General features: G+C 47.0%; 24 protein-coding genes. 15 read left to right on the top strand and 9 right to left on the bottom strand.

Annotated features, from left to right (window positions below):
* The 12 genes from Q1A23_RS09085 (at position 1) to hisIE (ending at position 9,246) form a co-directional block, all read left to right on the top strand.
* Entirely contained in the window at positions 1 to 582 is a 582-nt protein-coding gene (locus tag Q1A23_RS09085; protein ID WP_299822189.1) for an aminodeoxychorismate/anthranilate synthase component II, read from the top strand.
* A gap of 57 nt (positions 583 to 639) precedes the next feature.
* Complete coding sequence (trpD, locus tag Q1A23_RS09080) at positions 640 to 1,647, top strand: anthranilate phosphoribosyltransferase (RefSeq protein WP_299822187.1); 1,008 nt, start codon at positions 640 to 642, stop codon at positions 1,645 to 1,647.
* A gap of 38 nt (positions 1,648 to 1,685) precedes the next feature.
* Positions 1,686 to 2,504, top strand: coding sequence for an indole-3-glycerol phosphate synthase TrpC (trpC, locus tag Q1A23_RS09075; RefSeq protein ID WP_299822185.1), 819 nt, complete (start codon positions 1,686 to 1,688; stop codon positions 2,502 to 2,504).
* Positions 2,505 to 2,527: 23 nt separating this feature from the next.
* Positions 2,528 to 3,151 (top strand): phosphoribosylanthranilate isomerase, encoded by a 624-nt coding sequence (locus Q1A23_RS09070; protein ID WP_299822183.1) that lies wholly within the window; start codon positions 2,528 to 2,530, stop codon positions 3,149 to 3,151.
* 125 nt (positions 3,152 to 3,276) lie between these two features.
* A complete protein-coding gene (trpB, locus tag Q1A23_RS09065; RefSeq protein WP_299822181.1) occupies positions 3,277 to 4,467 on the top strand; it encodes a tryptophan synthase subunit beta in 1,191 nt (396 codons plus the stop codon).
* Positions 4,457 to 5,233 (top strand): tryptophan synthase subunit alpha, encoded by a 777-nt coding sequence (gene trpA, locus Q1A23_RS09060; RefSeq protein ID WP_299822179.1) that lies wholly within the window; start codon positions 4,457 to 4,459, stop codon positions 5,231 to 5,233. The genes trpB and trpA overlap by 11 nt, the downstream gene beginning before the upstream one ends.
* A 1-nt stretch (position 5,234) precedes the next feature.
* The gene (locus tag Q1A23_RS09055) at positions 5,235 to 6,245 is read left to right on the top strand and encodes a bifunctional 3-deoxy-7-phosphoheptulonate synthase/chorismate mutase (protein WP_299822177.1); all 1,011 of its coding nucleotides are present in this window, start codon (positions 5,235 to 5,237) and stop codon (positions 6,243 to 6,245) included.
* 84 nt (positions 6,246 to 6,329) lie between these two features.
* Positions 6,330 to 6,497: a hypothetical protein gene (locus tag Q1A23_RS09050; protein ID WP_299822175.1), complete on the top strand. Its 168-nt coding sequence runs from the start codon at positions 6,330 to 6,332 to the stop codon at positions 6,495 to 6,497.
* Between the two features lie 29 nt (positions 6,498 to 6,526).
* Positions 6,527 to 7,108 carry an imidazole glycerol phosphate synthase subunit HisH gene (gene hisH, locus Q1A23_RS09045; RefSeq protein ID WP_299822173.1) on the top strand — a complete coding sequence of 194 codons (582 nt, stop codon included), beginning with the start codon at positions 6,527 to 6,529 and terminating at the stop codon, positions 7,106 to 7,108.
* Positions 7,105 to 7,827 carry a 1-(5-phosphoribosyl)-5-[(5-phosphoribosylamino)methylideneamino]imidazole-4-carboxamide isomerase gene (gene hisA, locus Q1A23_RS09040; RefSeq protein ID WP_299822171.1) on the top strand — a complete coding sequence of 241 codons (723 nt, stop codon included), beginning with the start codon at positions 7,105 to 7,107 and terminating at the stop codon, positions 7,825 to 7,827. Before hisH ends, hisA begins: the two co-directional genes overlap by 4 nt.
* Entirely contained in the window at positions 7,821 to 8,585 is a 765-nt protein-coding gene (gene hisF, locus Q1A23_RS09035) for an imidazole glycerol phosphate synthase subunit HisF (protein WP_299822169.1), read from the top strand. The genes hisA and hisF overlap by 7 nt, the downstream gene beginning before the upstream one ends.
* Before the next feature lie 52 nt (positions 8,586 to 8,637).
* Positions 8,638 to 9,246 carry a bifunctional phosphoribosyl-AMP cyclohydrolase/phosphoribosyl-ATP diphosphatase HisIE gene (gene hisIE, locus Q1A23_RS09030; RefSeq protein WP_299822167.1) on the top strand — a complete coding sequence of 203 codons (609 nt, stop codon included), beginning with the start codon at positions 8,638 to 8,640 and terminating at the stop codon, positions 9,244 to 9,246.
* 106 nt (positions 9,247 to 9,352) lie between these two features.
* Here hisIE and Q1A23_RS09025 read toward each other — a convergent pair whose 3' ends face one another.
* Positions 9,353 to 10,219 carry an alpha/beta fold hydrolase gene (locus tag Q1A23_RS09025; protein ID WP_299822165.1) on the bottom strand — a complete coding sequence of 289 codons (867 nt, stop codon included), beginning with the start codon at positions 10,217 to 10,219 and terminating at the stop codon, positions 9,353 to 9,355.
* 131 nt (positions 10,220 to 10,350) lie between these two features.
* Here Q1A23_RS09025 and Q1A23_RS09020 point away from each other — a divergent pair, with 131 nt between their 5' ends.
* On the top strand, positions 10,351 to 12,057 hold the full coding sequence (locus Q1A23_RS09020; protein WP_299822163.1) for a DUF748 domain-containing protein: 1,707 nt from the start codon (positions 10,351 to 10,353) through the stop codon (positions 12,055 to 12,057).
* Between the two features lie 67 nt (positions 12,058 to 12,124).
* On the opposite strand, the gene Q1A23_RS09015 is transcribed toward Q1A23_RS09020, so the two are convergent.
* Entirely contained in the window at positions 12,125 to 13,903 is a 1,779-nt protein-coding gene (locus tag Q1A23_RS09015) for a chloride channel protein (RefSeq protein WP_299822161.1), read from the bottom strand.
* A 205-nt stretch (positions 13,904 to 14,108) separates the two neighbouring features.
* Here Q1A23_RS09015 and Q1A23_RS09010 point away from each other — a divergent pair, with 205 nt between their 5' ends.
* Positions 14,109 to 14,921: a metallophosphoesterase gene (locus tag Q1A23_RS09010; protein WP_299822159.1), complete on the top strand. Its 813-nt coding sequence runs from the start codon at positions 14,109 to 14,111 to the stop codon at positions 14,919 to 14,921.
* Here Q1A23_RS09010 and mnhG read toward each other — a convergent pair.
* From mnhG to mbhE, 7 genes are read right to left on the bottom strand one after another with little or no spacing between them, the layout of a single operon-like run.
* Positions 14,899 to 15,345 carry a monovalent cation/H(+) antiporter subunit G gene (gene mnhG, locus Q1A23_RS09005; protein ID WP_299822157.1) on the bottom strand — a complete coding sequence of 149 codons (447 nt, stop codon included), beginning with the start codon at positions 15,343 to 15,345 and terminating at the stop codon, positions 14,899 to 14,901. The genes Q1A23_RS09010 and mnhG overlap by 23 nt on opposite strands.
* 1 nt (position 15,346) lies before the next feature.
* Positions 15,347 to 15,616, bottom strand: coding sequence for a monovalent cation/H+ antiporter complex subunit F (locus Q1A23_RS09000; RefSeq protein ID WP_299822155.1), 270 nt, complete (start codon positions 15,614 to 15,616; stop codon positions 15,347 to 15,349).
* A complete protein-coding gene (locus Q1A23_RS08995) occupies positions 15,613 to 16,110 on the bottom strand; it encodes a Na+/H+ antiporter subunit E (RefSeq protein WP_299822153.1) in 498 nt (165 codons plus the stop codon). Before Q1A23_RS08995 ends, Q1A23_RS09000 begins: the two co-directional genes overlap by 4 nt.
* Positions 16,111 to 16,126: 16 nt before the next feature.
* The gene (locus Q1A23_RS08990; RefSeq protein WP_299822151.1) at positions 16,127 to 17,638 is read right to left on the bottom strand and encodes a proton-conducting transporter membrane subunit; all 1,512 of its coding nucleotides are present in this window, start codon (positions 17,636 to 17,638) and stop codon (positions 16,127 to 16,129) included.
* A gap of 14 nt (positions 17,639 to 17,652) precedes the next feature.
* Positions 17,653 to 18,003, bottom strand: coding sequence for an NADH-quinone oxidoreductase subunit K (locus Q1A23_RS08985; protein WP_299822149.1), 351 nt, complete (start codon positions 18,001 to 18,003; stop codon positions 17,653 to 17,655).
* 5 nt (positions 18,004 to 18,008) lie between these two features.
* Positions 18,009 to 18,554: an MnhB domain-containing protein gene (locus Q1A23_RS08980; protein ID WP_299822147.1), complete on the bottom strand. Its 546-nt coding sequence runs from the start codon at positions 18,552 to 18,554 to the stop codon at positions 18,009 to 18,011.
* On the bottom strand, positions 18,551 to 20,869 hold the full coding sequence (mbhE, locus tag Q1A23_RS08975; protein ID WP_299822145.1) for a hydrogen gas-evolving membrane-bound hydrogenase subunit E: 2,319 nt from the start codon (positions 20,867 to 20,869) through the stop codon (positions 18,551 to 18,553). Before mbhE ends, Q1A23_RS08980 begins: the two co-directional genes overlap by 4 nt.
* 139 nt (positions 20,870 to 21,008) lie before the next feature.
* Between mbhE and Q1A23_RS08970 the strand changes: the two genes are divergently transcribed.
* Positions 21,009 to 21,929, top strand: a complete 921-nt coding sequence (locus tag Q1A23_RS08970; protein ID WP_299822143.1) for a universal stress protein — start codon at positions 21,009 to 21,011, stop codon at positions 21,927 to 21,929.
* The last annotated feature ends 51 nt before the right edge of the window (positions 21,930 to 21,980 follow it).

Here is a 21,980-nt window from a genome sequence, read left to right as displayed (position 1 = left end):
ATGGAAGTACTGGTAATCGACAATTACGACTCATTCACCTATAACCTGGTGCACCTGCTGCAGGAACTAGGGGCAACTGTAACCGTTCGGCGAAACGACAAGACTACGTTAGAAGAGGTAGGCAAGTATGAGAAAATATTACTCTCACCTGGCCCAGGTATACCTGATGAGGCTGGCCTCCTGAAGGAAATCATACGAACCTACGGCTCCAGTAAAGACTTGTTTGGTGTCTGCCTCGGGCATCAAGCAATCGGTGAGGTGTATGGCGGCATGTTAGTGAACAGCAAAGAAGTATGGCATGGTATTGCCACACCTGTAGAGGTAATTTGCAAAGAAGAACTCCTTTTCAAAAACCTTCCTCAGCAATTTGAAATTGGCCGCTACCACTCGTGGTTGGTAAATCAGGAGCTGCCGGATTGCCTTATTCCTACGGCCATTGATGCACAAGGCAACCTTATGGCGCTGCGCCACAAGGAACACCAGGTGCGGGGCGTACAATTTCACCCGGAGTCGGTGTTAACTGCGCACGGCAAGGAAATGATGAAGAACTGGCTAGAAAGCGATAGCCAAAAGAATAGTTGATTAGAACCTAGAAGCTGCAAACCATACTTTGCAGGTGTTCCTTTAACAGAATTTAACATGAAAGATATACTTAATTACTTATTCGAGCACAAAACCCTGACCAAAGCACAAGCGCAGGAAGTGTTGTCAGACATTACCAAAGGCAATTATAACCAAACCCAGATAGCCAGTTTCCTGACTGTTTACATGATGCGCAGCATTACGGTAGAGGAACTGGAGGGCTTTCGGGATGCTTTGCTAGACCTTTGCCACCGCGTGGACCTGGATGCTTATGACCCGATTGACCTGTGCGGCACCGGCGGCGATGGAAAAGACACCTTTAACATATCCACCTTATCCTCTTTTGTAGTAGCGGCCAATGGAGTGGCTGTAGCCAAGCATGGCAACTACGGTGTGTCCTCGTCTTGCGGCTCTTCAAATGTACTGGAGGCGCTGGGCATTAAGTTTACAACCGATACAGATGCCTTAACGCGCAGCATTGAGAAGTATAACATTTGCTTTCTGCACGCACCGCTGTTCCATCCGGCCATGAAAGGAGTAGGGCCTATAAGAAAAGAACTTGGCGTTAAAACTTTCTTTAACATTCTGGGGCCCATGGTAAATCCTGCTTTACCGAAGCGCCAGTTGGTTGGTGTGTTCAGCCTGGAGCTTGCCCGCATGTACAGCTATCTGTACCAGCAAACAGACACGCGTTATACCATTTTGCACAGCTTGGATGGCTACGACGAGGTTTCGTTGACCAGCCCATTTAAAATGATCTCTGACAGCAAAGAGACTTTATTGGAACCGGCAGCACTTGGTTTGCCAACATTGCAGCAAGAGCAAATAAAAGGAGGCGGAAGTATAAACTCGGCTACTGCCATATTTATGAATGTACTGAAAGGAGAGGGCACCGAAGCGCAAAGTGCTGTGGTTACCGCTAATGCAGCCTTGGCACTACAATGTGCACGCCCGGAACTGGCATTAACAGACGCTGTGGCTTTAGCGAAAGAAACACTTCTATCAGGAAGGGCTTACCAGCTGTACAGTAGGCTTATAAACGATCAGAAGTTGGTAGTAGCTTAAACATTTGCAGCACAATTCTAAAAATTAAATCTGACACCATGAACATACTCGATCAAATCATCGCCAATAAGTATAAAGAAGTAGCTGAGCGCAAAGAACTGTATCCGGTAAAGCTGCTGGAGAAAAGTTTATACTTCGAAACACCTTGCATATCGCTGGAGCGCTACCTGCTGCGCCCCGATAAAAGCGGCATCATAGCTGAGATTAAACGCAGGTCTCCTTCTAAAGGCGACATTAACCCTTATGTGTCGGTAGAGAAAACCTCTATTGGATACATGCAAGCCGGTGCTTCTGCGCTATCAGTTTTAACCGATGGGCCATACTTTGGCGGTAAAAACGAAGACCTGACAACAGCACGCAAGTTTAACTATTGCCCGATCCTGCGAAAAGATTTCACCATGGACGAATATCAGATTGTGGAAGCTAAGTCAATAGGGGCAGATGCCATACTTCTGATAGCCGCTGCCCTGGAGCCTGCACGACTTAAAAACCTGGCTGCTTTTGCGCGCTCACTCGGCCTGGAGGTGCTCCTGGAAGTGCATCATCTGGAGGAGTTACAGCAAACACTCTGCGACGAAGTAACGGTAGTTGGGGTTAATAACCGCAATCTGAAGGATTTCGTGACGGACATCAACACGTCGCTGGAACTGGCCAGCCACATACCAAAAGGCATTACCAAAATATCGGAAAGCGGCATCAGTAAACCTGAAACACTTTGTATTCTTCGTGAGGCAGGCTACAATGGCTTCTTGATCGGGGAGACATTTATGCAAAACAGTCGTCCCGGGCAGGCTGCAGCAGCCTTCATCAAAGAATTCAGGCAGCTGCTGGAAGAGCATGAAACATACGTAGCCTAGTGTCCAACTTTTAATTTAGATTGATGAAAATAAAAGTATGCGGCATGCGCAACCCAGAGAATATCCGGCAAGTGGCGGCGCTGCAACCCGATTACATGGGCTTTATCTTTTACGAAGGCTCTAAACGCTATGCTGAAGGTTACATTACACCTGAGTTGCTGGCTGAGCTTCCGGTAAGTATAAAAAAGACCGGCGTATTTGTAAATGCCCCCCAGGAAAGTATAGAAGCCACCATCCGCAAGTATAAATTGGACGCCGTACAGTTGCACGGACGAGAAACTCCAAAAGTATGCGCTGCAATTCAATCCATGGGTATAGAAGTGATCAAGGTCTTTTCTGTGAATGATCGGTTTGTTTTTGAAAACACGCTTCTCTATGAATCCTGCGCCGATTATTTCCTGTTCGATACACGCGGGCAAGCGTATGGCGGCAATGGCATCCCTTTCGACTGGGAATTGCTTAAAGGGTATCTTTCTCCTTTGCCATACTTCCTGAGCGGTGGCCTGAACCTGGAAAATGTTAAACACCTGGGCCAAGTGCGCCCCAAGCCCTATGCCATTGATGTGAACAGCGGGTTTGAGCAGGAGCCAGGCCTGAAAAACATCGACAGCCTGAAGGAGTTATTCCGCCAAATCAGGAGCAAATAAATTACCATTTAAAGCAAAGGGAATGCAAGCTCTAAAGCGATCTGCATTCCTTCCGAAATTTAAAATATGAAACAGCAGGCACGCCATCTTGTGCCTTTCATCAAAAATTTAACGTCTCGAAATACATGAGCTATCACGTTAACGAAAAAGGGTTTTACGGCAAATTTGGTGGTGCTTACGTGCCCGAAATGCTGTACCCCAATGTAGAGGAGTTACGGCAGCATTACCTCCGTATTATGCAGGAACCGGGTTTCCAGGCGGAGTTGCAGGTGCTACTGAAGGATTACGTTGGTAGGCCATCGCCCTTATATTTTGCTCCCCGCCTTTCTGCCAAGTATAATACGAAAGTGTACCTTAAACGCGAAGATCTTAACCATACTGGCGCACATAAAATTAACAACACCATCGGCCAGGTGCTACTTGCTAAACGATTGGGCAAAAAACGCATTATCGCTGAGACAGGTGCCGGACAACATGGTGTGGCCACAGCTACAGTTTGCGCGCTTATGGGCCTGGAGTGCATTGTGTATATGGGCGAGGTAGACATAGAAAGACAAGCACCGAATGTAGCCAGAATGAAGATGCTGGGGGCGCAGGTAGTGCCGGCCACCAGCGGAAGCAAAACGTTAAAAGACGCTACCAACGAAGCCATCCGTGACTGGATTAACAACCCGGAAGACACCTATTATATCATTGGGTCTGTAGTTGGCCCGCACCCGTACCCGGACATGGTAGCGCGTTTCCAGGCAGTAATTTCAGAGGAAATTCGTGCCCAGTTGTTGGAGAAAGAAGGTACCGAACTGCCCAATTATGTCGTAGCCTGTGTGGGTGGGGGCAGTAATGCTGCAGGTGCTTTTTACCATTATTTAGATGAGCCAACAGTACAATTAATAGCCGTAGAAGCTGCCGGGAAAGGAGTTGACTCTGGTGAGTCGGCGGCAACATCTATACTTGGCAAAGATGGTATCATTCATGGCAGCCGTACCTTGCTCATGCAAACAGCTGACGGGCAGGTAACTGAGCCATACTCCATCTCTGCTGGCTTGGACTATCCCGGCGTTGGTCCATTGCACGCCCACTTGTTTGAAAGCAAACGCGCACGCTTTATGAATGCCACAGATGATGAGGCCTTACAAGCAGTACTGGAACTGACAAGGCTGGAGGGCATTATTCCGGCCCTGGAGAGCGCACATGCGCTGGCTGTGCTGGAACGGCTTCAGGCTGCGCCAGATGACATTGTAGTAATTAACCTTTCCGGGCGCGGCGACAAAGATTTATCTACCTATCTAAAGCACTTCCATTTTGATGAACAATAGATTAAAAACCCTGTTTGCAGCAAAGCAAAAAGGGCTACTGTCGGTATACTTCACAGCTGGTTTTCCGGCACTCAATGATACCGAAGAGATTATACTGGAGCTGGAAAGAAATGGCGTGGATCTGATTGAGGTGGGCATGCCATTTTCTGACCCTCTGGCTGATGGGCCGACCATACAAGCCAGTAGTGCCGTGGCATTGAAAAACGGTATGACCATTACAAAACTGTTTGAGCAACTACAGCACATCCGCCAGAAAACGCAGGTACCGCTGGTGCTCATGGGCTACCTGAACCCGGTGATGCAGTATGGTATGGAGCGTTTTGGCCGGAAAGCAAGCGAGATTGGCATAGATGGCGTTATACTGCCTGACCTGCCGTTGCACCAGTATGTGGAGGAGTACAAGGAACTGTTTGAGAGGTATAACCTAAGCAAAATATTCCTTATTACCCCACAAACACCCGAGCAGCGCATACGCGAAATCGATAGCCAAAGCAACGGCTTCATTTACATGGTTTCATCGGCATCCACTACAGGCAAAACAGTTGGGTTAGGTGAACAGAGCCAGGCATACTTCCGCCGTGTGGCAAACATGCAGTTGCAGAACCCGGGAGTGATCGGCTTCGGCATCCATGACAAGGAATCGTTTGCATCGGCCTGTAACCACGCCAGCGGTGCCATTATAGGTAGTGCCTTCGTAAAGGCGCTGCAGCAGGAGGGAAGCCTGCAGAAAAACATCCAATCATTTATCCAAAGCATAAGAAACTAACATGATCATACAACTGCAGCAAGGGATTCCCGCTGAGCTTAAGGAGAATATTCTGAAGCAGGTGCAGGAAATAGGTTACAAAGCCAACGAAGTTAAAACGCAGGAGGCACACTACCTGGTAGCCATCGGCAAGAAGGAGTTCGACATTCGACGGATTGGCCAGTTGCCGGGCGTGGCTGACATACACCGGGTATCGGAAGAGTATAAACTGATCTCGCGCAAGTGGCGCGTAGAGCCGACCCGCATCGATTTAGGTGATGGTGTGGTAGTAGGCGAAGGCAGTTTCAGTATCATGGCTGGCCCTTGCTCTATCGAAAGCGAAGAGCAGATTGAGCGCGTGGTAGCGCACCTGAAGGAAAATAACGTGAAGATTATGCGCGGTGGCGTGTTTAAGCCGCGCAGTTCGCCGTACGCCTTCCGGGGCATGGGCATGGATGGCTTGAAAATGTTCCATCGCATTTGCCGCGAAAACGACATTAAGGTGATTACAGAAGTAATGCAAGTATCGCAGATTGATGAAATGATCGATTATGTGGATGTCTTCCAGGTTGGAGCGCGCAACAGCCAAAACTTTAACTTGCTTGACTCGCTGGGTGAGGCGCAAAAACCGGTATTGCTGAAACGTGGTATTTCCGGAACCATTGAGGAGCTTTTGCAGGCGGCGGAATACATCTTCTCGCATGGCAACGAAAAGATAATGCTTTGCGAACGCGGCATTCGTTCGTACGAAGGTGCTTATCGCAACGTGCTGGATCTAAATGCAGTACCGGTACTGAAAGAGAAAACGCACCTGCCGGTAATCGTGGACCCATCGCATGGCATTGGCCTGCGCGACTACGTGGAAAGTATGGCTTTGGCAGCAGTAATGGCAGGGGCAGACGGCGTGATTTACGAAACACACTATACTCCTGAAAAAGCATTTTCTGATGGTCAGCAAACACTTAACTTTCAGGAATCAGAGCGTGTAATCAAGCGTATGCGTAAAACTTATACTTTGCGGGAAAGCTTTTAATAGATAAAATTAATATTGATTTATACTTCTGATGCTCTATATTTGCACTAATGAAAGGCACCATGGCTCATAAGCATCATCATCATGCACGAAGCATTAGTTTCGGAGCCGTATGCCTATGGATTAGCCAATAGTATAAATACTATAGATATTCAAAAGCCTGACTCCGGAAAGAGTCAGGCTTTTTTGTTTCTGGCTCGGGGCGTTAGGGTTGAAATGTTTACAGCGTTTATACTTAGGCGCATTCCGTAATTGCAGTTAGTCATTCATAATTAAAAGATATGAACCTGGTAATAGTAGATTATAAAGCCGGAAATGTACAGTCGGTGCAGTTTGCATTGGAACGCCTGGGTGTGCAGGCCACACTTAGCGCCGACGCTGAAACAATAAAGGCAGCTGATAAAGTGATTTTTCCGGGTGTGGGGCAGGCAGCAGCTGCCATGGCACAACTAAAAGCACGCAACCTGGATAAACTCCTGCCCACGCTGGAGCAACCGTTTTTTGGCGTTTGCCTGGGTATGCAGCTTTTATGCCAGCACTCCGAAGAAGGAGACACGGACTTGTTAAACATCATTCCGCTGCCGGTTAAGCATTTCGATACAGAACTGAAGGTGCCGCACATGGGCTGGAACGAGATAGAGCAGTTGCAATCACCGCTGTTCGCTGGCCTGCAGGAAAAGGACTATGTATACTACGTGCACAGCTACTACGTGCCGCTTAGCCAGTACACGATTGCCCAAACATATTATCCAGCGCCTTTTTCGGCGGCTTTACAGTACAAAAACTTTTATGCTGCGCAGTTTCACCCTGAAAAAAGCGGACCTGCCGGCTCACAAATACTTAAGAACTTTCTTGCATTATGATGGAGATTATTCCCGCTATCGACTTGATCGGGGGCCAATGTGTGCGCCTGACAGAAGGCGATTTTGCCCAGCAAACTACCTACGACAGTAACCCGCTTGATGTAGCCAAACGCTTTGAAGCTAATGGCATTAAGCGCCTGCACCTGGTAGACCTTGATGGTGCCCGCGCCAAAAAACCGGTAAACCTGGCTGTGCTGGAAAGTATAGCTGCCCATACAAAGCTTACAATTGATTTTGGTGGCGGTTTACAGTCAGATGAGGCCGTGAAACAGGCTTTTGATGCAGGAGCCTCGCAAATAACTGCAGGAAGTATAGCCGTTCGTGAGCCTGAAAAGGTAAAGGCGTGGCTCTTAAAGTATGGCTCTGAAAAAATTATTATTGGCGCTGATTTCAAAGGCACTAATATCGCCATCTCCGCCTGGACGGAAGAAAGCAAGTATCCCTTACAGGAGTTTATTTCAGGCTATGTGCAAACGGGTGCGAAGCTTTTTATTTGTACCGACGTTAGTAAAGACGGCAAGCTGCAAGGCCCATCCACGAACACTTACCGCCACTTAAAACTGACTTTACCTGATGCCGGCATTATTGCCAGCGGTGGCGTAACCACAATAGACGACCTGGAGCAGTTACAGGAGATTGGCGTAAAAGGAGCCATCATTGGCAAGGCCATTTACGAAGGCACTATTCAGTTAAAAGATTTACAGCGATTTGTATGTTAACCAAACGTATTATACCCTGCCTTGATATTAAGAACGGCCGGTGCGTAAAAGGCGTGCAGTTCGAGAACATACGTGATGCCGGCGACCCTGTAGAGCTTGCCAAATGGTATGCCCGGCAAGGTGCCGACGAACTGGTGTTCTTGGATATTACCGCTACAAACGAAGGCCGCAAGACTTTTGCCGAACTTGTGCGCGACATTGCCCGCCACATCGATATACCGTTTACGGTAGGTGGTGGCATCAGTAGCGTTGCGGATGTGGAGGTGCTGTTGCAAAATGGTGCCGATAAAGTTTCCGTGAACTCATCAGCCATTAAAAATCCTGCATTGGTTGCAGAACTAGCCGGGCATTTTGGCAGCCAGTGCGTTACGGTGGCCATCGACACTAAGTATACCCAGGAAACCGGCTGGAAAGTATACACGCGCGCAGGCACCATCGAAACAGCCTATAAAACAGTTGACTGGGCAAAGCAGGTGGTAGAATTAGGTGCAGGCGAAATTTTACTTACAAGTATGAATAACGACGGTACCAAAGCAGGTTTTGCGCTTGATATTACAGGAGAGGTTGCCAAAGCTGTATCTGTGCCTGTAATTGCCTCAGGTGGCGCCGGAAGCATGGAGCACTTTGCAGATGCCTTTCATGTGGCACATGCTGATGCAGCGCTTGCAGCAAGCCTGTTCCACTTCCGGGAACTTGAGATTCCGGTACTGAAGGCCTACCTTCAAGATAAAGGTATAGCTGTTCGTGTAAATAAATAAAAGCACGCATATTTGTTTAAATAAACTGCTTTAACGCTCTTAACTTATAAAAGTGAATTTAGATTTCGATAAAACAGGCGGCTTGATACCCGCTGTGATACAGGATAACGTAACAAGCCAGGTACTAATGCTGGGGTACATGAACCGGGAGGCCCTGGAAAAAACGCAGCAGGAAGGGGTGGTTACATTTTTTTCCCGTTCCAAAAACCGCCTCTGGACCAAGGGCGAAACCTCTGGCAATACGCTGCAGGTTGTAAGCATAGCCGAGGATTGCGACGCAGATGCTCTGCTTATAAAAGTAAACCCTGCAGGCCCGACCTGCCATACCGGTAGCACCAGCTGTTTTGGCGAAGAGGCCACGGCCAAGCGAATAGCTGCCATACAGTTTATCGCGCAACTAGAGCAGGTTATACAAGCGCGTAAAGAAAATCCTGTTCCGGGGTCTTACACCAATTTCCTGTTTGATAAAGGTATAAACAAGATTGCCCAAAAAGTAGGCGAAGAAGCCGTAGAAACCGTTATTGATGCCGTAGCTGGCAAACTTGACACCATGAAAGGCGAGGCGGCAGATTTACTTTACCACCTGCTGGTTTTACTGGCCGCTTCAGGGCTTGAGTTGAAAGACGTTGTTGGCGTTTTAGAGGCCCGGCATAAGAAATAAACCATACCTCTACCCCAATGCTATACTACTGCAACTTTGGGGTAGAGGTACAACTTCCAAGTATGGTGGCTATACATTACTGGTTAGCAGTTGTTAACGCTATACTTTAAATAAACTTCTTTATCTCCTCCGACACATCGCTGCCTTTCTCTTCCTGTAAAAAATGCCCGGCCTTTACCCTAACTACCTTCGCATCCGGAAATTCCTGTGTCCATTTATCCAGGAAATGTAGTGGCAGCAATGCATCTTTCTCACCCCATAGTATAAGTTTAGGTATACTTTTAAGGTTTTCACGGTGCTGCCACAGCGCACTAAAGTAATCATTTGACGCATGTAGTGCCTTTGCGAAATGCCAGGTTCCCAAACGCTTTGCCGCCGATGCCAGGGGTTTTGTATAATGCTGATGCACCTCTTTGGTAAGATGTTTACGTTCGTGGTATCCTTTTCGGAGCAGCACCTTAGCTGAAAAACCTAACTGCAAGTATAAAAAGCGCCCTACTGCACCACTTAGAAACTTACTGGCTTTCATCATGTTGGCTTCGTCCTCTAATGGCCACATCCAGCTGTTAAGTATAACTATCTTCTTTATTTTCTCCGGATAGCGTTCTGCGTAGCGTAATCCGATGGGGCCGCCAAAATCGTGTACTACCAATAGTATGTTTTGCAGTTGGAGGTGGTTCAGAAGTTCTTCCAGGTTTTGGGCATGTGCCGCCGGGGTATAAGCAAATGCATGTTCTGTGGGTTTATCAGATAAGCCAAAACCAAGATGATCGGGGGCAATGCAACGGTAATTCCGGCTGAGCGATTTTATTTGCTGCCGCCACACAAAGGACCAGGTAGGCGTACCATGCACGAATACGATGGGGTCACCGGCCCCTTCATCAACATAATGCATGTTGCCGCCTTGCACCAATGGCAATGTATGGTGTTTAAAAGGATAAAGGAGGGTATCGAGCCAGTTGGACGTTTTCATGGGTCAGGGCTTTTATACATTACACAAAGAAAGCTGCTTTAGATACAAGAAATGAGTAAAAGTAAAGTCCACTATTTAAGAACGCACCTCTCCCTGATGCGTACACATTCCGAAACGAAACGCAACGATACGTGTTTATTAAATCTTTACTGCATAAATGGTGGGTATGGTTATTACTTGCCATCATCATATTACTGCTTATACTTTCCGTTGTCTCCGCAACCTTGTTTTCGCCCTGGCTTAAAAATAAGCTGGAAACTACGGTGCACCAGCAAACCAAAGGAGTTTATACTTTGAAGCTGCATGGCTTAGACGCCGGAATACTTACTGGTAGCATCAGCGCCGATAGTTTATTGCTGACTCCAGTTTTTGCGGCGTGGGAGAAGCTAAACACAGCAGCAAAAACAGACACATCTATCGCCAATGAGGTACCCCGTTCCCTATTACGGTTGGCAGCAGAAGAAACGCAACTGAAAGGCATAAACCTGTTAGGGATAGTTAGAGGTAAACCCTTGAATCTAAACCGGCTGCAAATTAACAGGCCTGTTCTGATATTAACAACAATGCGCCCAGATACAACCAATACGCATGAGCCTTTGCATGTTTCGCTGCAGGGCATTGCTAAAAATCTGAAGATTGGGCGCATCGACATAACCGGAGGCACCCTGGCCATAAGGGAAAGTAAAGAGGCTGAAACGGATGTTTTATCCCTTCAGGATTTTACAGTTAAGGTAAAGGATCTCCAACTCGACAGCACTTCCTTTCAGGATAAAAGCAAGGCATACTATGCACAAAGTATGGAATTTGCATCTGGCAAGGCAACGTATAATCTTCCTGGCAAAGCGTATCGCCTGCAGGCATCAGCACTTAAAGCAAACACTTCGGATGGAACACTTAACGTAGGCAACCTTAAACTTATACCGTTAGTTAATAATGCTGCTTTGGCACAACGTAAAAGTATGGCCGTTACGAGTTTTAATATTGATGTGCCGGAGATAAACATAAGCGGCCTAGACTACAGCCTACATTCCAGGTACAATAATATTGAGGCGGGTAACATGGTTATCAAAAAACCTTCGTTAAGCGCATACATGGATAAGAAAAACTTTAACCCAAAAGGGGAGAAGCCATTACCGCACGACCTTGTACAGCAACTTAAAACGGGACTAAATGTAAGAAAAGTAACTGTGCAGGATATGTACATAAAGTATGAAGAGTTGTCTCCGGAAGCCACAGAAGTGGGTGCGATAACATTTCAGAATGCCGATGCTACTATCACCAATATCACGAACGATAAAAACCTGATGTCGGCTAAAAACCCGGCTGTGATAAATTTTACGGCAAGTATAAACGGTGATGCGCCTCTTTCAGTTGAAGCACGCCTCAACCTGATAGACCCAAACGCTTACCACACGTTACAGGGAACTGCAGGGCCTGCCAACCCCGCTACGCTTAACAGCATACTGGAGCCAACAGCTTTTATAAGTATAAAAGAAGGCAAATTGCAACGCAGCGATTTTAAGATCGAGCTCACACGCAACAAGGCAACCGGTAATTTAAATGTGCGCTACCAAGACTTTAAAGTGGATATCCTGACAAAGGATGCAGACAAACGCCAGTCGTTAGGTAAAAAGATAATCTCTAAAGTGGCGAACAAGGTGGTCATAAAATCGGATAACCCGAAAGAGGGAGAAAACCTGCGGCCAGGTAAAATAGAAGTGGTGCGTGCGAAGTCAAACTCTTTTTTAGCTTACTGGAAAGACTGCCTGGTAAGCGGTTTTAGAACTGCAGCAGGTGTAGAGGGTATTGGCAAAGATTTAAGCGACCCTCAGAGGTGATCGGTGTTAACTAGTAGAAACAGGAGTTAGCAACACAATTAAAGCCCTAACACCAGTCTGCCATACATTAGTTTGCAGTAGTTTTAATGAGCAGTTTTCTATACTTGGTAAAAATGCTTGATTTTGATACAAACCCCAAGTATGATTCACCTTCTAACACAGGTAAGTTCCAGGCACCGGATTCATCGAACTTCTTCATCACATCAGCCATACTATCATCATGCTGCACAAGGGCGGGTGGTTTCAGCATCAGCTCTTTTACTTTAACAGTATCGTATTTCTCGGTTTTAAACATAATCTCCCGAACGTTCTCCAGAAGTATAACCCCTTCCAGATGCTGCTTGGCATTTACTACCGGGAACAGATTTCTGCGGGAGTGGGCTATAACCTGCACCAACTCGCCAAGTGTGGCATCCGGGGATATTTCCTGAAAATCGGTTTCGATCAGGTGCTTAATCTGCATGATGCGCAGTATCGTTCTGTCTTTGTTATGCGTGAGCAGTTGCCCTTTCTGCGCTAGTTTTTTGGTGTCAAGGGAGTATGGCTCAAAGTATTTTACAACTGCAAAAGATGTTGCGGCCACAATCATCAACGGTATCATCAGCATATACCCCCCGGTAATCTCCGCTATCAGGAAAACCGCTGTCAGGGGGGCGTGCATTACCCCGCTAAGTATACCTGCCATGCCCACCATCGAGAAGCTGTTGATGGGCAGGTTGCTCACCTGCAGCATGTTCATCAGCTTTGAAAAAAAGTACCCGGTGCTGGCACCCACAAACATAGAGGGCGCAAAGTTACCACCGTTACCACCAGATGAAATGGTTATAGTTGTAGCAAACACCTTTACAAGCGCCAGGGCACCTATAAAGCCAAGTATAAGCCACTCGTTTGTGCCAAAAAAGGCCAGCCAGCTATCTTGCAGCAGCAGCGCGGCATTGTTGCTTTCCAATAGACTGATGCTGTCGTAGCCTTCGCCAAACAGCGGCGGAAAGAGCATGATTAATAAACCTAAAAGCATGCCGCCAACTATTGCACGCGTGTATACTTTACTTTGATACTCCTCGAATAATTCCTCTACGTGCAAAGCCATGCGTGTGTAATACACCGATATGATTCCGGTAAGCAGGCCAAGCAATACATAAAACGGCAGGTGCCCCGCTTCAAAAAACTCCCGTTGCCCCAGGCTAAAAAGTATGTCCTCGTTAAGTATGATTTTAGAGCAAAGGGCACCAACTACGGCAGAAATAATTAAAGGGATAAAAGCTGTTATACTTATGTCGATAAGCAAAACCTCTATGGCAAACAACACTCCAGCTATTGGGGCGTTGAACACCGCGGCAATACCTGCAGCGGCACCTGATGCCAGCAGCAACGTTCTGTCGCGGTAGTTTAAGTGGTATTCGCGACCAAAATTAGATCCGATGGCAGAACCAGTAACCACGATAGGAGACTCCAGGCCAGCAGAACCGCCAAAACCGGCTGTTATACCGCTTGTTAGTACATGAGAGTACATTTTGTGCCGCTCCACCATACTTGATTTTTGCGAAATATTGAAAAGTATGTTTGCTGTGCCCCGGTCAATTTTACCGTTAAACATCACCCTTACAATAAATACCGTAAGTAAAATACCCACCAACGGGAAAACCACTAACCAGTAGGGCTGGTCGAGCAGGCGGTTGCCATAAGCCAACAACAGGTGTATGTAGTGCACCAGCGTTTTAAGCACAACTGCGGCAAGGCCAGCAGTAAGCCCCACCAGCGCACTCGATAGTAGCATGAATTCCCTGTCGGAAGTATGGCGGCGAAGCCAGAGAAGTGGAATCTTTATTTTTTTAAAGTAGGGCATTTCAGAGGGTACGCCTGAAAAATATATAGAATGAAGTCTGCAAATTAAGCAGAACAACGGCTAAGGCCAATTAAAAGTTGGCAAAATTACCAACTGCTATACATAAAAATACCAGCTTACAGCCTAACCTAAATTGCTGATTTCTGTTTAATTACTGGATAAAGCGATCCTAAACCTAAAATGCAGTAAAAGGAGAGAAGAGTTTATGCCTAGAAAACAAGCAGCTACACAAAGTATTTTAGAGCTACCGCACCTGCAAGGGCCCTTTCATATAATAGGCGATGTGCACGGCTGTTTCAGGGAATTAGTGTCTTTGCTGGAGGAGTTGCATTACAAGGTTGCGTTTGACGAACAAAAGCAACAATACCACATCACACGGCCTGACAGCAGCATTGTGCTGTTTGTAGGCGACCTGGTGGACCGTGGCCCCAACTCGCCGGAGGTGGTGCGGCTGGTAATGAACATGGTAGATGCCGGCCTTGCGTATTGCGTAAGCGGCAACCACGACGACAAACTGTTTCGCATGCTTTCGGGGCGAAGCGTTAAAATTAGGCACGGCCTGGAAATAACAGTAGCGCAGCTCAAAAAATACGACAGCAGCTTCAGGCAAAAAATAAAGAATTTCCTCGGGAGCCTGCCACACCATATCATACTTGACCATGGACGCCTTGTGGTTGCGCATGCCGGACTGGAAGAGGAACTGCACGGGTTAAACACCAAAGGCGTGAGGGAACTGTGCCTTTACGGCCCCACTACAGGCGAGATCGATGATAAAGGGCTACCTGTGCGCCTGGACTGGGCAGCTGAGTATTGCGGAAATGCCATTGTAGTATACGGCCACACCCCGGTACATGAGCCCCTGTGGCGCAATAACACCATTAATATTGATACCGGCTGTGTGTTTGGTGGCCGGTTAACGGCGCTGACTTATCCGGACCATCTGGTGCACTCCGTTGACGCACTTGAAACCTATGCACAGTCAATAAGGCCCTTCATCAGGTATCACCACCACCATTAGGCTTTTGCTCCACCTGCGCCTCCGCCTCCGCTCTGTACATGTCGTGGTTCTTTACCTTTTCAAGGTGTTCCTTATCTAAGTATGGCTTAAATTCTTTCAGGTTGGTTTTGCTCCAGAACGGAGAGCGATTCCTGACTGCTGTTCTGGCAATAACATGTGCTGCTACGGGTGCTGTGATAAAGGTAAATGCAATTATGGCAAGCACCTTCAGCATTATATCCGGTTGGTTAAAATATATGCCGAGGCCAATCAGAATAAGGCCCACACCCAACGACGAGCCCTTTGTGATGGCGGACATGCGCGTATAAAAGTCGGGGAAGCGCAACAGGCCGATGGTGGCAATAAACATAAACGTGACGCCGCCCAATATAAGTACGCAGCTAACAACTTCTTTAATTACTTGTAATTCGTAGTCTTGCAGCATGTCAATGATTAATTCTCATGATATAATAGGCAAACGTAATGGAGCCCAGGAAACCGAATACAGAAAGTATGATGGCCACATCCAGGAAGTCTTCGTTTCCGCTGTACTCTGTGTAAATTGCTATAATACCGATCACATTAGCGACAATTAAATCAAAAGCGGTAATTCTGTCCGGCAGGGTGGGGCCGATGGCAAACCTGATGGCTGTAAGCAGGAGGCACAAACTTAAAACGGCCATCGCGATAGTAAGCGTAATCTGGAACAGGCTCATGATGTTAGCTCTAGTAAAGGCCTTTCAAATCCGTCTTTTATTTTATGTTTCAGGTGTTCTATATCATTTCCTTTTACATACAAAGCATGTATGTAAAGCACTTCCTTGTCTTCACTCACATCTATTGACAGCGTGCCAGGTGTAAGCGATATGATGCAGGAAAGCAATGTTATCTCCAGGTCTGTTTTGGCGGCGAGCGGAAAGGCTATAACCGTGGGCCGCATGTAAAAGTGTGGTGTAACAATATCAAATGCGATCTTTAAATTAGCAACGATCAGCTCTTTTATGAAAAACGCACCGAAAGCAATCACCTTTGGCATTTTTCGGAAGTATACCCGGTTGTAGAAATACGTTGTAAGCCAGAGCATCCAGAAAATAGAAAGGAACACAAACGCTGCCGTAAAAGCATTGTAAGGCAAAGGCGGAGGGTCCCGGTGCGTGATCAGGTACGCAGCGATAAAGGATAGGGCACTATGCAGGTAAAAAGTATTCATTTCGTATAAATTTCAGTCAGTTTGCTCTCTCCGGATTAAGTACGGCATCTATGTAAATTTCGCTGTTAAAGAGCTGATCCGCGGAAAGCTTTGCCATTTGTATAACAGGCTCGGCACTTACTCCCAGTAATAGTATAAACACAAGCAAATAGATAATAGACAGGTACATAATGTAGCTTTTGCCCGTTACTACAGGCTGCTGCTTTAGTTGTCTGGGCCGGGGTTTCCAGAACACTTCGTTCCAGATTTTTGTCATCGAAAACAGCGTCACTAAACTTACGCAGAGCGATGTGCCCACCAGCAAATAATGGCCTGCCTCAAAGCCACCTTTTGCCAGCATCAGCTTGCCCCAAAAACCCGACAATGGCGGTAAACCTGCCAGCGATAAGGCTGATATCAAAAACAAAAAGCTTAGTGTCGGATGCCGCAGGTATACCCCTCCAAGTTTTAACAGCGAAAATGAATGATGCCGGTGTGCCACAACCCCGCTAACCAGAAACAGGTTTGTTTTAACGAGCATGTTATGGATGATAAAGAAAATGCTGCCAGCAACAGCAAGCGGCGTATAAATTGCAAGGCCCATCAGCATATAGCCTATCTGGCTGATAACATGGAAGGATAAGATCTTACGAAAATCTACCTGTGCGGCTGCCCCAACTACCCCTATCGCCATGGTAAGTCCTGACAGCAGGAGCAGGAGCGGCTGAGCAGCTTCGAGCTCTATGGAGAAAATCAGGGTATACAAGCGGAGCATCGTGTACATCCCGATTTTAGAGATAATACCAGCTACAAAAGCAGATATACTTATAGGTGGCGCATGGTAGGAAGCAGGCAACCAGAAAAACAAAGGAAAAATTGCTGCCTTGATGCCAAAACCTGTCAAAAAGAAAATACCAGGCACCAGCAGCAGGTCCAGGTTAGGGTGGTCTGATCGTACAATCCTGGCAAGCTCTGCCAGGTTAAGGGCCCCATAAAGTGAGTACACTACACCAATGCCCGAAAGCAGCAAACCGGAAGCTACAAAGTTTATAGTCAGATACTTCAAAGCACCTTCCAGCTGAGATTTACGGCTACCCAGGGCAATTAAGGCAAAGCAACAAATAAGCAATACCTCGAACCATACATACAAGTTAAAAATATCACCTGTAAGGCAAACACCACTAACACCCATTTGCAGCAGCAGGAACAGCGGGTAATAACCAAAGTGCTTCCGAGACTGATCGAGGGCTGTATGTGAGAACATAAACACACCAAGGCCCGCTATACTTGTAGTAAGCAGCAGCAGCGAACTAAACACATCTGTTACCAGGCTAATACCAAATGGCGCTGGCCAGTTCCCAACCTGCGTTGTAAGTATGCCTGCTTGCAGCACCTGTTGCAGCATGATAACCGAAACAGATATAAAAGCCAACTGCACCACGGCCACAACCACTGCCTGCCATCTTATGCTGTTCCATAAAAACACACTTATAATGGCACCAAGCAGGGGCAGGAGTAAGGGTATAACAAGTAACTGGTTAGCAGGCATGTCAGGTTTCAGGGTCAGATCTTCTCGTTGTTGTTCAGGTCGTCCAGGTTATTGGATTTAAAGGTTTGGTACACCCGCTTGATAAGTACGATGGCAAAGGCCTGTATACCAAAGCCAATGACAATAGCTGTAAGTAAAAGGGCCTGGGGCACAGGGTCTGCATATGGCTCTGAGGGCAAATCGTTTCCTTGGGCTATAATGGCAATCCCGCCACGGGTCATGCCGCCAACCACGAACAGGAAAAGATTTGTGGCCAGCCCGAAAAGTATAATCCCAAGTATAAGCTTGAACAGGTGCCGGTGCAGTATAAAGTATAAGCTTACAGAAAAAAGTATACCGGTTAAAAAAGGAAGTAATATCTCCATTGCGCCTAATCTTTTGAAATCGTAAAAACCATTTTCAATACCATGCCCAACACCAGCAAGTATACGCCGGCATCAAACATAAGCGGTGTGCCTAAGGAGCCGATTACCGGTATTTTGCCCTCTACCCAATAGGCTGTCATAAAAGGCTTGCCTAAAACAAGGCCTACCATGCCACTTGCTACCGCCACCAGTAAGCCTACAGCCATCAGGTAAGTGGGCCGCAGCCGGAGCAGGTAGTAATTCCATATAGATTTTGGCTTCTCTTTTTGCTTGCGCCGGTCTAAATTCTTCCGGAGAAGCCGCAGCGCATGCCGTATAGTGCCGTGGTGCGGTTTTCGGTCATACTTGTAAAATGTTATGCTGAAGTATGATTTAGCTGTTTGCCGGGTTCCAAGCCCCAGTATATGAAAAACAAAGGCAATAGAACCGATAAGGCCACCGATAAAACCGCCGCCGGGGTGGTTGTGCCCCCGAAACAAAATGTAGATCGAAAAAGCCAGGAATACCGGTGTCAGCATGCGGATGGCCGTTGCAAAGATCAGCGTTCTCATGGCTTTTCTCCTTTCTCCGGGTGCAGCCGCATCAGGGCAAAAATACCCAAGGCAGCCACCGCTAAAACCGTAATTTCACCCAACGTGTCAAGCCCTCTGAAATCCACCAGAATCACATTTACGATATTGCGCCCATGTGCCTCTGCCAGGCTTGCTTTGCCATAGTAATCCTTTAACTCAGATGCCACCGCGTGGTCCTGCACCAGCAGCATGGTATAGGTCATCACCGCACCAAAAAGAAGAGCTATGGCTATGTAGTTATACTTCTTAAACTGATGGGATAAATAAATAAAAGCGGGCAGCTTATGCAGCAACAGCACAAATATGACAACTGTAAGCGTTTCAATCAGCAGTTGCGTGGCAGCGACATCCGGTGCGCCAAACAAAATGTAAATCAAAGCAGCGGAATATCCCACCAGCCCCATCACGACAATGGATGTAAGCCTGGACCGGGTACCAAGCAAGTATAAAAGTGCAGCGGCAACTAAAACAAACAAAACCACCTCATGGAAGGATATCAGCTGCAACAGGTGTAGCCTTGACGAGAACAGCACATGGGGAGTTTTAAACCAAAGTACGTACAGCATCAGGCCAGAAAAAAACAGTATAATGTAGATCACGTAACGCCGCAGGTTACCATCCTGGATAGCAGAAGTAAATAATTTGGCTTGATGCAGGAAACCCTGAAATAAGCGGCGGTATAGGCTATCAGGCCCCAGCGCGTAAATGCCCTTAAGCTTGCTGCTGTGTCTTAGTATCCGGTCGTGAATAAGGTATAGCAAGAGTCCCAGCAATAAAGTCAGGATGCTAAGAGCCAGCACTTTCGTAAAGCCATGCCAGATGTGTAGCTCGAGCTCAGTATGAAGGCTGCCGCTTATACTTTGCGCTGCACGCTCCAGCACCGGCGTGATGAGGAGGTTAGGAGCCAACCCAAGTATAACTCCTATGATGCCAAGTATAAGGGGAGGCCCGTAAAGCTTTGGAGTAGGAGCATGGGTAATGGGCATTTGCTTTTTCGTATTCTTCCAGAAAACCTTGTAACCTAATGCAATAGCCACAGCTACGTAAGCCACTCCAGACAGAAATGTGGCTGCAAACAGAAGAGGTACCAGAAAACTGCTCTCCAGGGCAGCCTCATAAAGTAGCTCCTTGCCGATAAAACCCAGAAATGGCACTATGCCAGCCATGGATAAAGTAGCCAACGTAGCTGCTATGGCTACTGCAGGCATACTTTTAGCCAACCCGTGTAGTTTGTTTAGGTTACGGCTACCAGTACTGTGGTCTATTGTGCCTGCTACCAAAAACAAAGTGCCTTTATACAGCGCGTGAGCAAGCAAGTATACCACCATGGCTTTTAGTGCCGCCGGCGTGCCAATGCCCAGCATGGCTACCATCTGCCCAAGAGCACTAATTGTAGTGTAGGCCAGTATAGCTTTCATGTCGGTGTGCTGTAAGGCCAGAAAAGCACCTAGCAATGCAGTTGCCGCTCCAACTCCGGCCAGGGTAAGCTGCCATACTTCTGAGCCTGAAAACACCGGCGAAAGCCTGGCCAATAAATAAATTCCCGCTTTAACCATTGTAGCAGAATGCAGGTAGGCACTAACAGGCGTTGGTGCGGCCATAGCATTTGGCAACCAGAAATGAAATGGGAACTGCGCCGATTTAGTAAAGCAACCAAGGAGTATAAGCAGCAAGGCCGGCGCAAAAAAGGCATGTTGGCTAAAGTCACTTTCCTGCCGGAGCAACTCGCTGAACGTATAACTTCCTGTTCCTATACTTATAAGTATAAAAGCACCCATCAAAGCCAGGCCGCCCATTCCGGTTACAAGTAAAGCCTGCCAAGCTGATGTTCTGGCTGTTTTGTTCTTGTTATCAAACCCGATAAGCAGGTAAGAACTTATGCTTGTGATCTCCCAAAAAAGGAAGAGGGAAAAGAAGTTGTCTGCCGTTACCAAACCCAACATGGCAGCCATAAATAGCGTCAGGAAAAGATAAAACCTGCCCAGTAAAGGATTGTCTTTTAAGTAAGCTGCTGCATAAATCATGATCAGGCCGCCAAAAAAGGTGATGAGCAAGGCAAAAAGCAAGCTCAACCCATCCAGCCTGAAATCGAGGTTAATACCCAGGGAAGGAACCCATGTATGCGTTTGCACGACAGGCACATGATGAAGTACATCAGGGAGCAAAGTGGATAAATAGGCCATTACGCCAAACGGCAGCAATGCCATCGGAATAACAACATGTTTACCTAGCCATTTATAGAGCCAGGGCGCAGAAAAGGCAATCAAAAAACATGTTGTTAAAGCTATAAGCATTTAAATATTATTTTTATATATATATTTAATACATACACTACGTAACTAGAATGTAGTACATAGTTACAGGCAATAAGTTGCGCTAATACGGCCGCAGCCTGTAAATGCCTTTTAAATTTTTCACCACAACCACAATACCATGAATACGCTCAAACGACTAATGGTAGGCCTCGACCTAACTCCCATGGACGACACTCTTATCACCTACGCAGCATTTTTAAGTGCTGAGTTGCAGATAGAAAAAGTCTATTTTATACATGTAGAGAAAAGCCTAGAGATTCCGCAGGAAATTATGGAGGGCTTGGTTCGCAAGGACTTGCCTGCCGATGAAAACATCCGCCAACTTATAGCAGCTAAAGTTGATGCCGCCTTTGGTGGCGCTAACACAAGTGTTGAGGTGCTGGTAGAGGAGGGGGCACCGCTTAAAACCTTACTGCATTGGGCTAAGGTAAAGCAAGCAGACCAAATGCTGGTTGGTCGTAAATTGCGCTTAAGAGGTAGCGGTGTGCTGGTGCAGAAGTTGCTGCGTACTGGCAAGGTAAGTGTTTTGTTTGTTCCGGAAACAGCTGTACCGCGGTTAAATAATGTGATGGTCAGCGTTGATTTCTCAGAGTACAGCGAAATGGCTCTAAACAGGGTGCTCGGTTCTGCGCTTAATAAGCCAAACATCCGGGTAATGTGCCTGCACGTATACGAGGTGCCTACTGGCTACCGCACGCTTGGCATTAGTTACGAAGACTTTGACCAACGTATGCGAGGCTTTGCCCAGCAAAAATACGATAGATTGTTAAGCCAATTTCCGGAACTGCGTGACAGGGCTGAGTTTGTACTTGTTAAGAAAGAAGATGAAGACGATATTGGCGAACTGGTAGTGTTGGAAGCAAAACGTGCCCGCACCGACCTGTTGGTGATAGGTGCGAAAGGCATGACGGCAGCAGCTCATTTTGTGCTAGGCAGCGTTACCGAGAAAGTGCTGCGCCACGACATGGACATTCCTCTGCTTGTATTTAAGGCTGAAACCGAGGAAGTAGGCTTGCTTGACGCTATATTAGGGTCATAGTAATTTAACTTGAAGGAAAAGAGCAGCACAAGCTATATTACTATAGGTTGT

Origin of the sequence: uncultured Pontibacter sp., assembly GCF_947492645.1 — a bacterium.
In the GTDB taxonomy this organism is placed as follows: Bacteria; Bacteroidota; Bacteroidia; order Cytophagales; family Hymenobacteraceae; genus Pontibacter.
The sequence above is the reverse complement of the archived record's forward strand: the minus strand, read 5'-3'. Positions and strand labels throughout refer to the sequence as shown.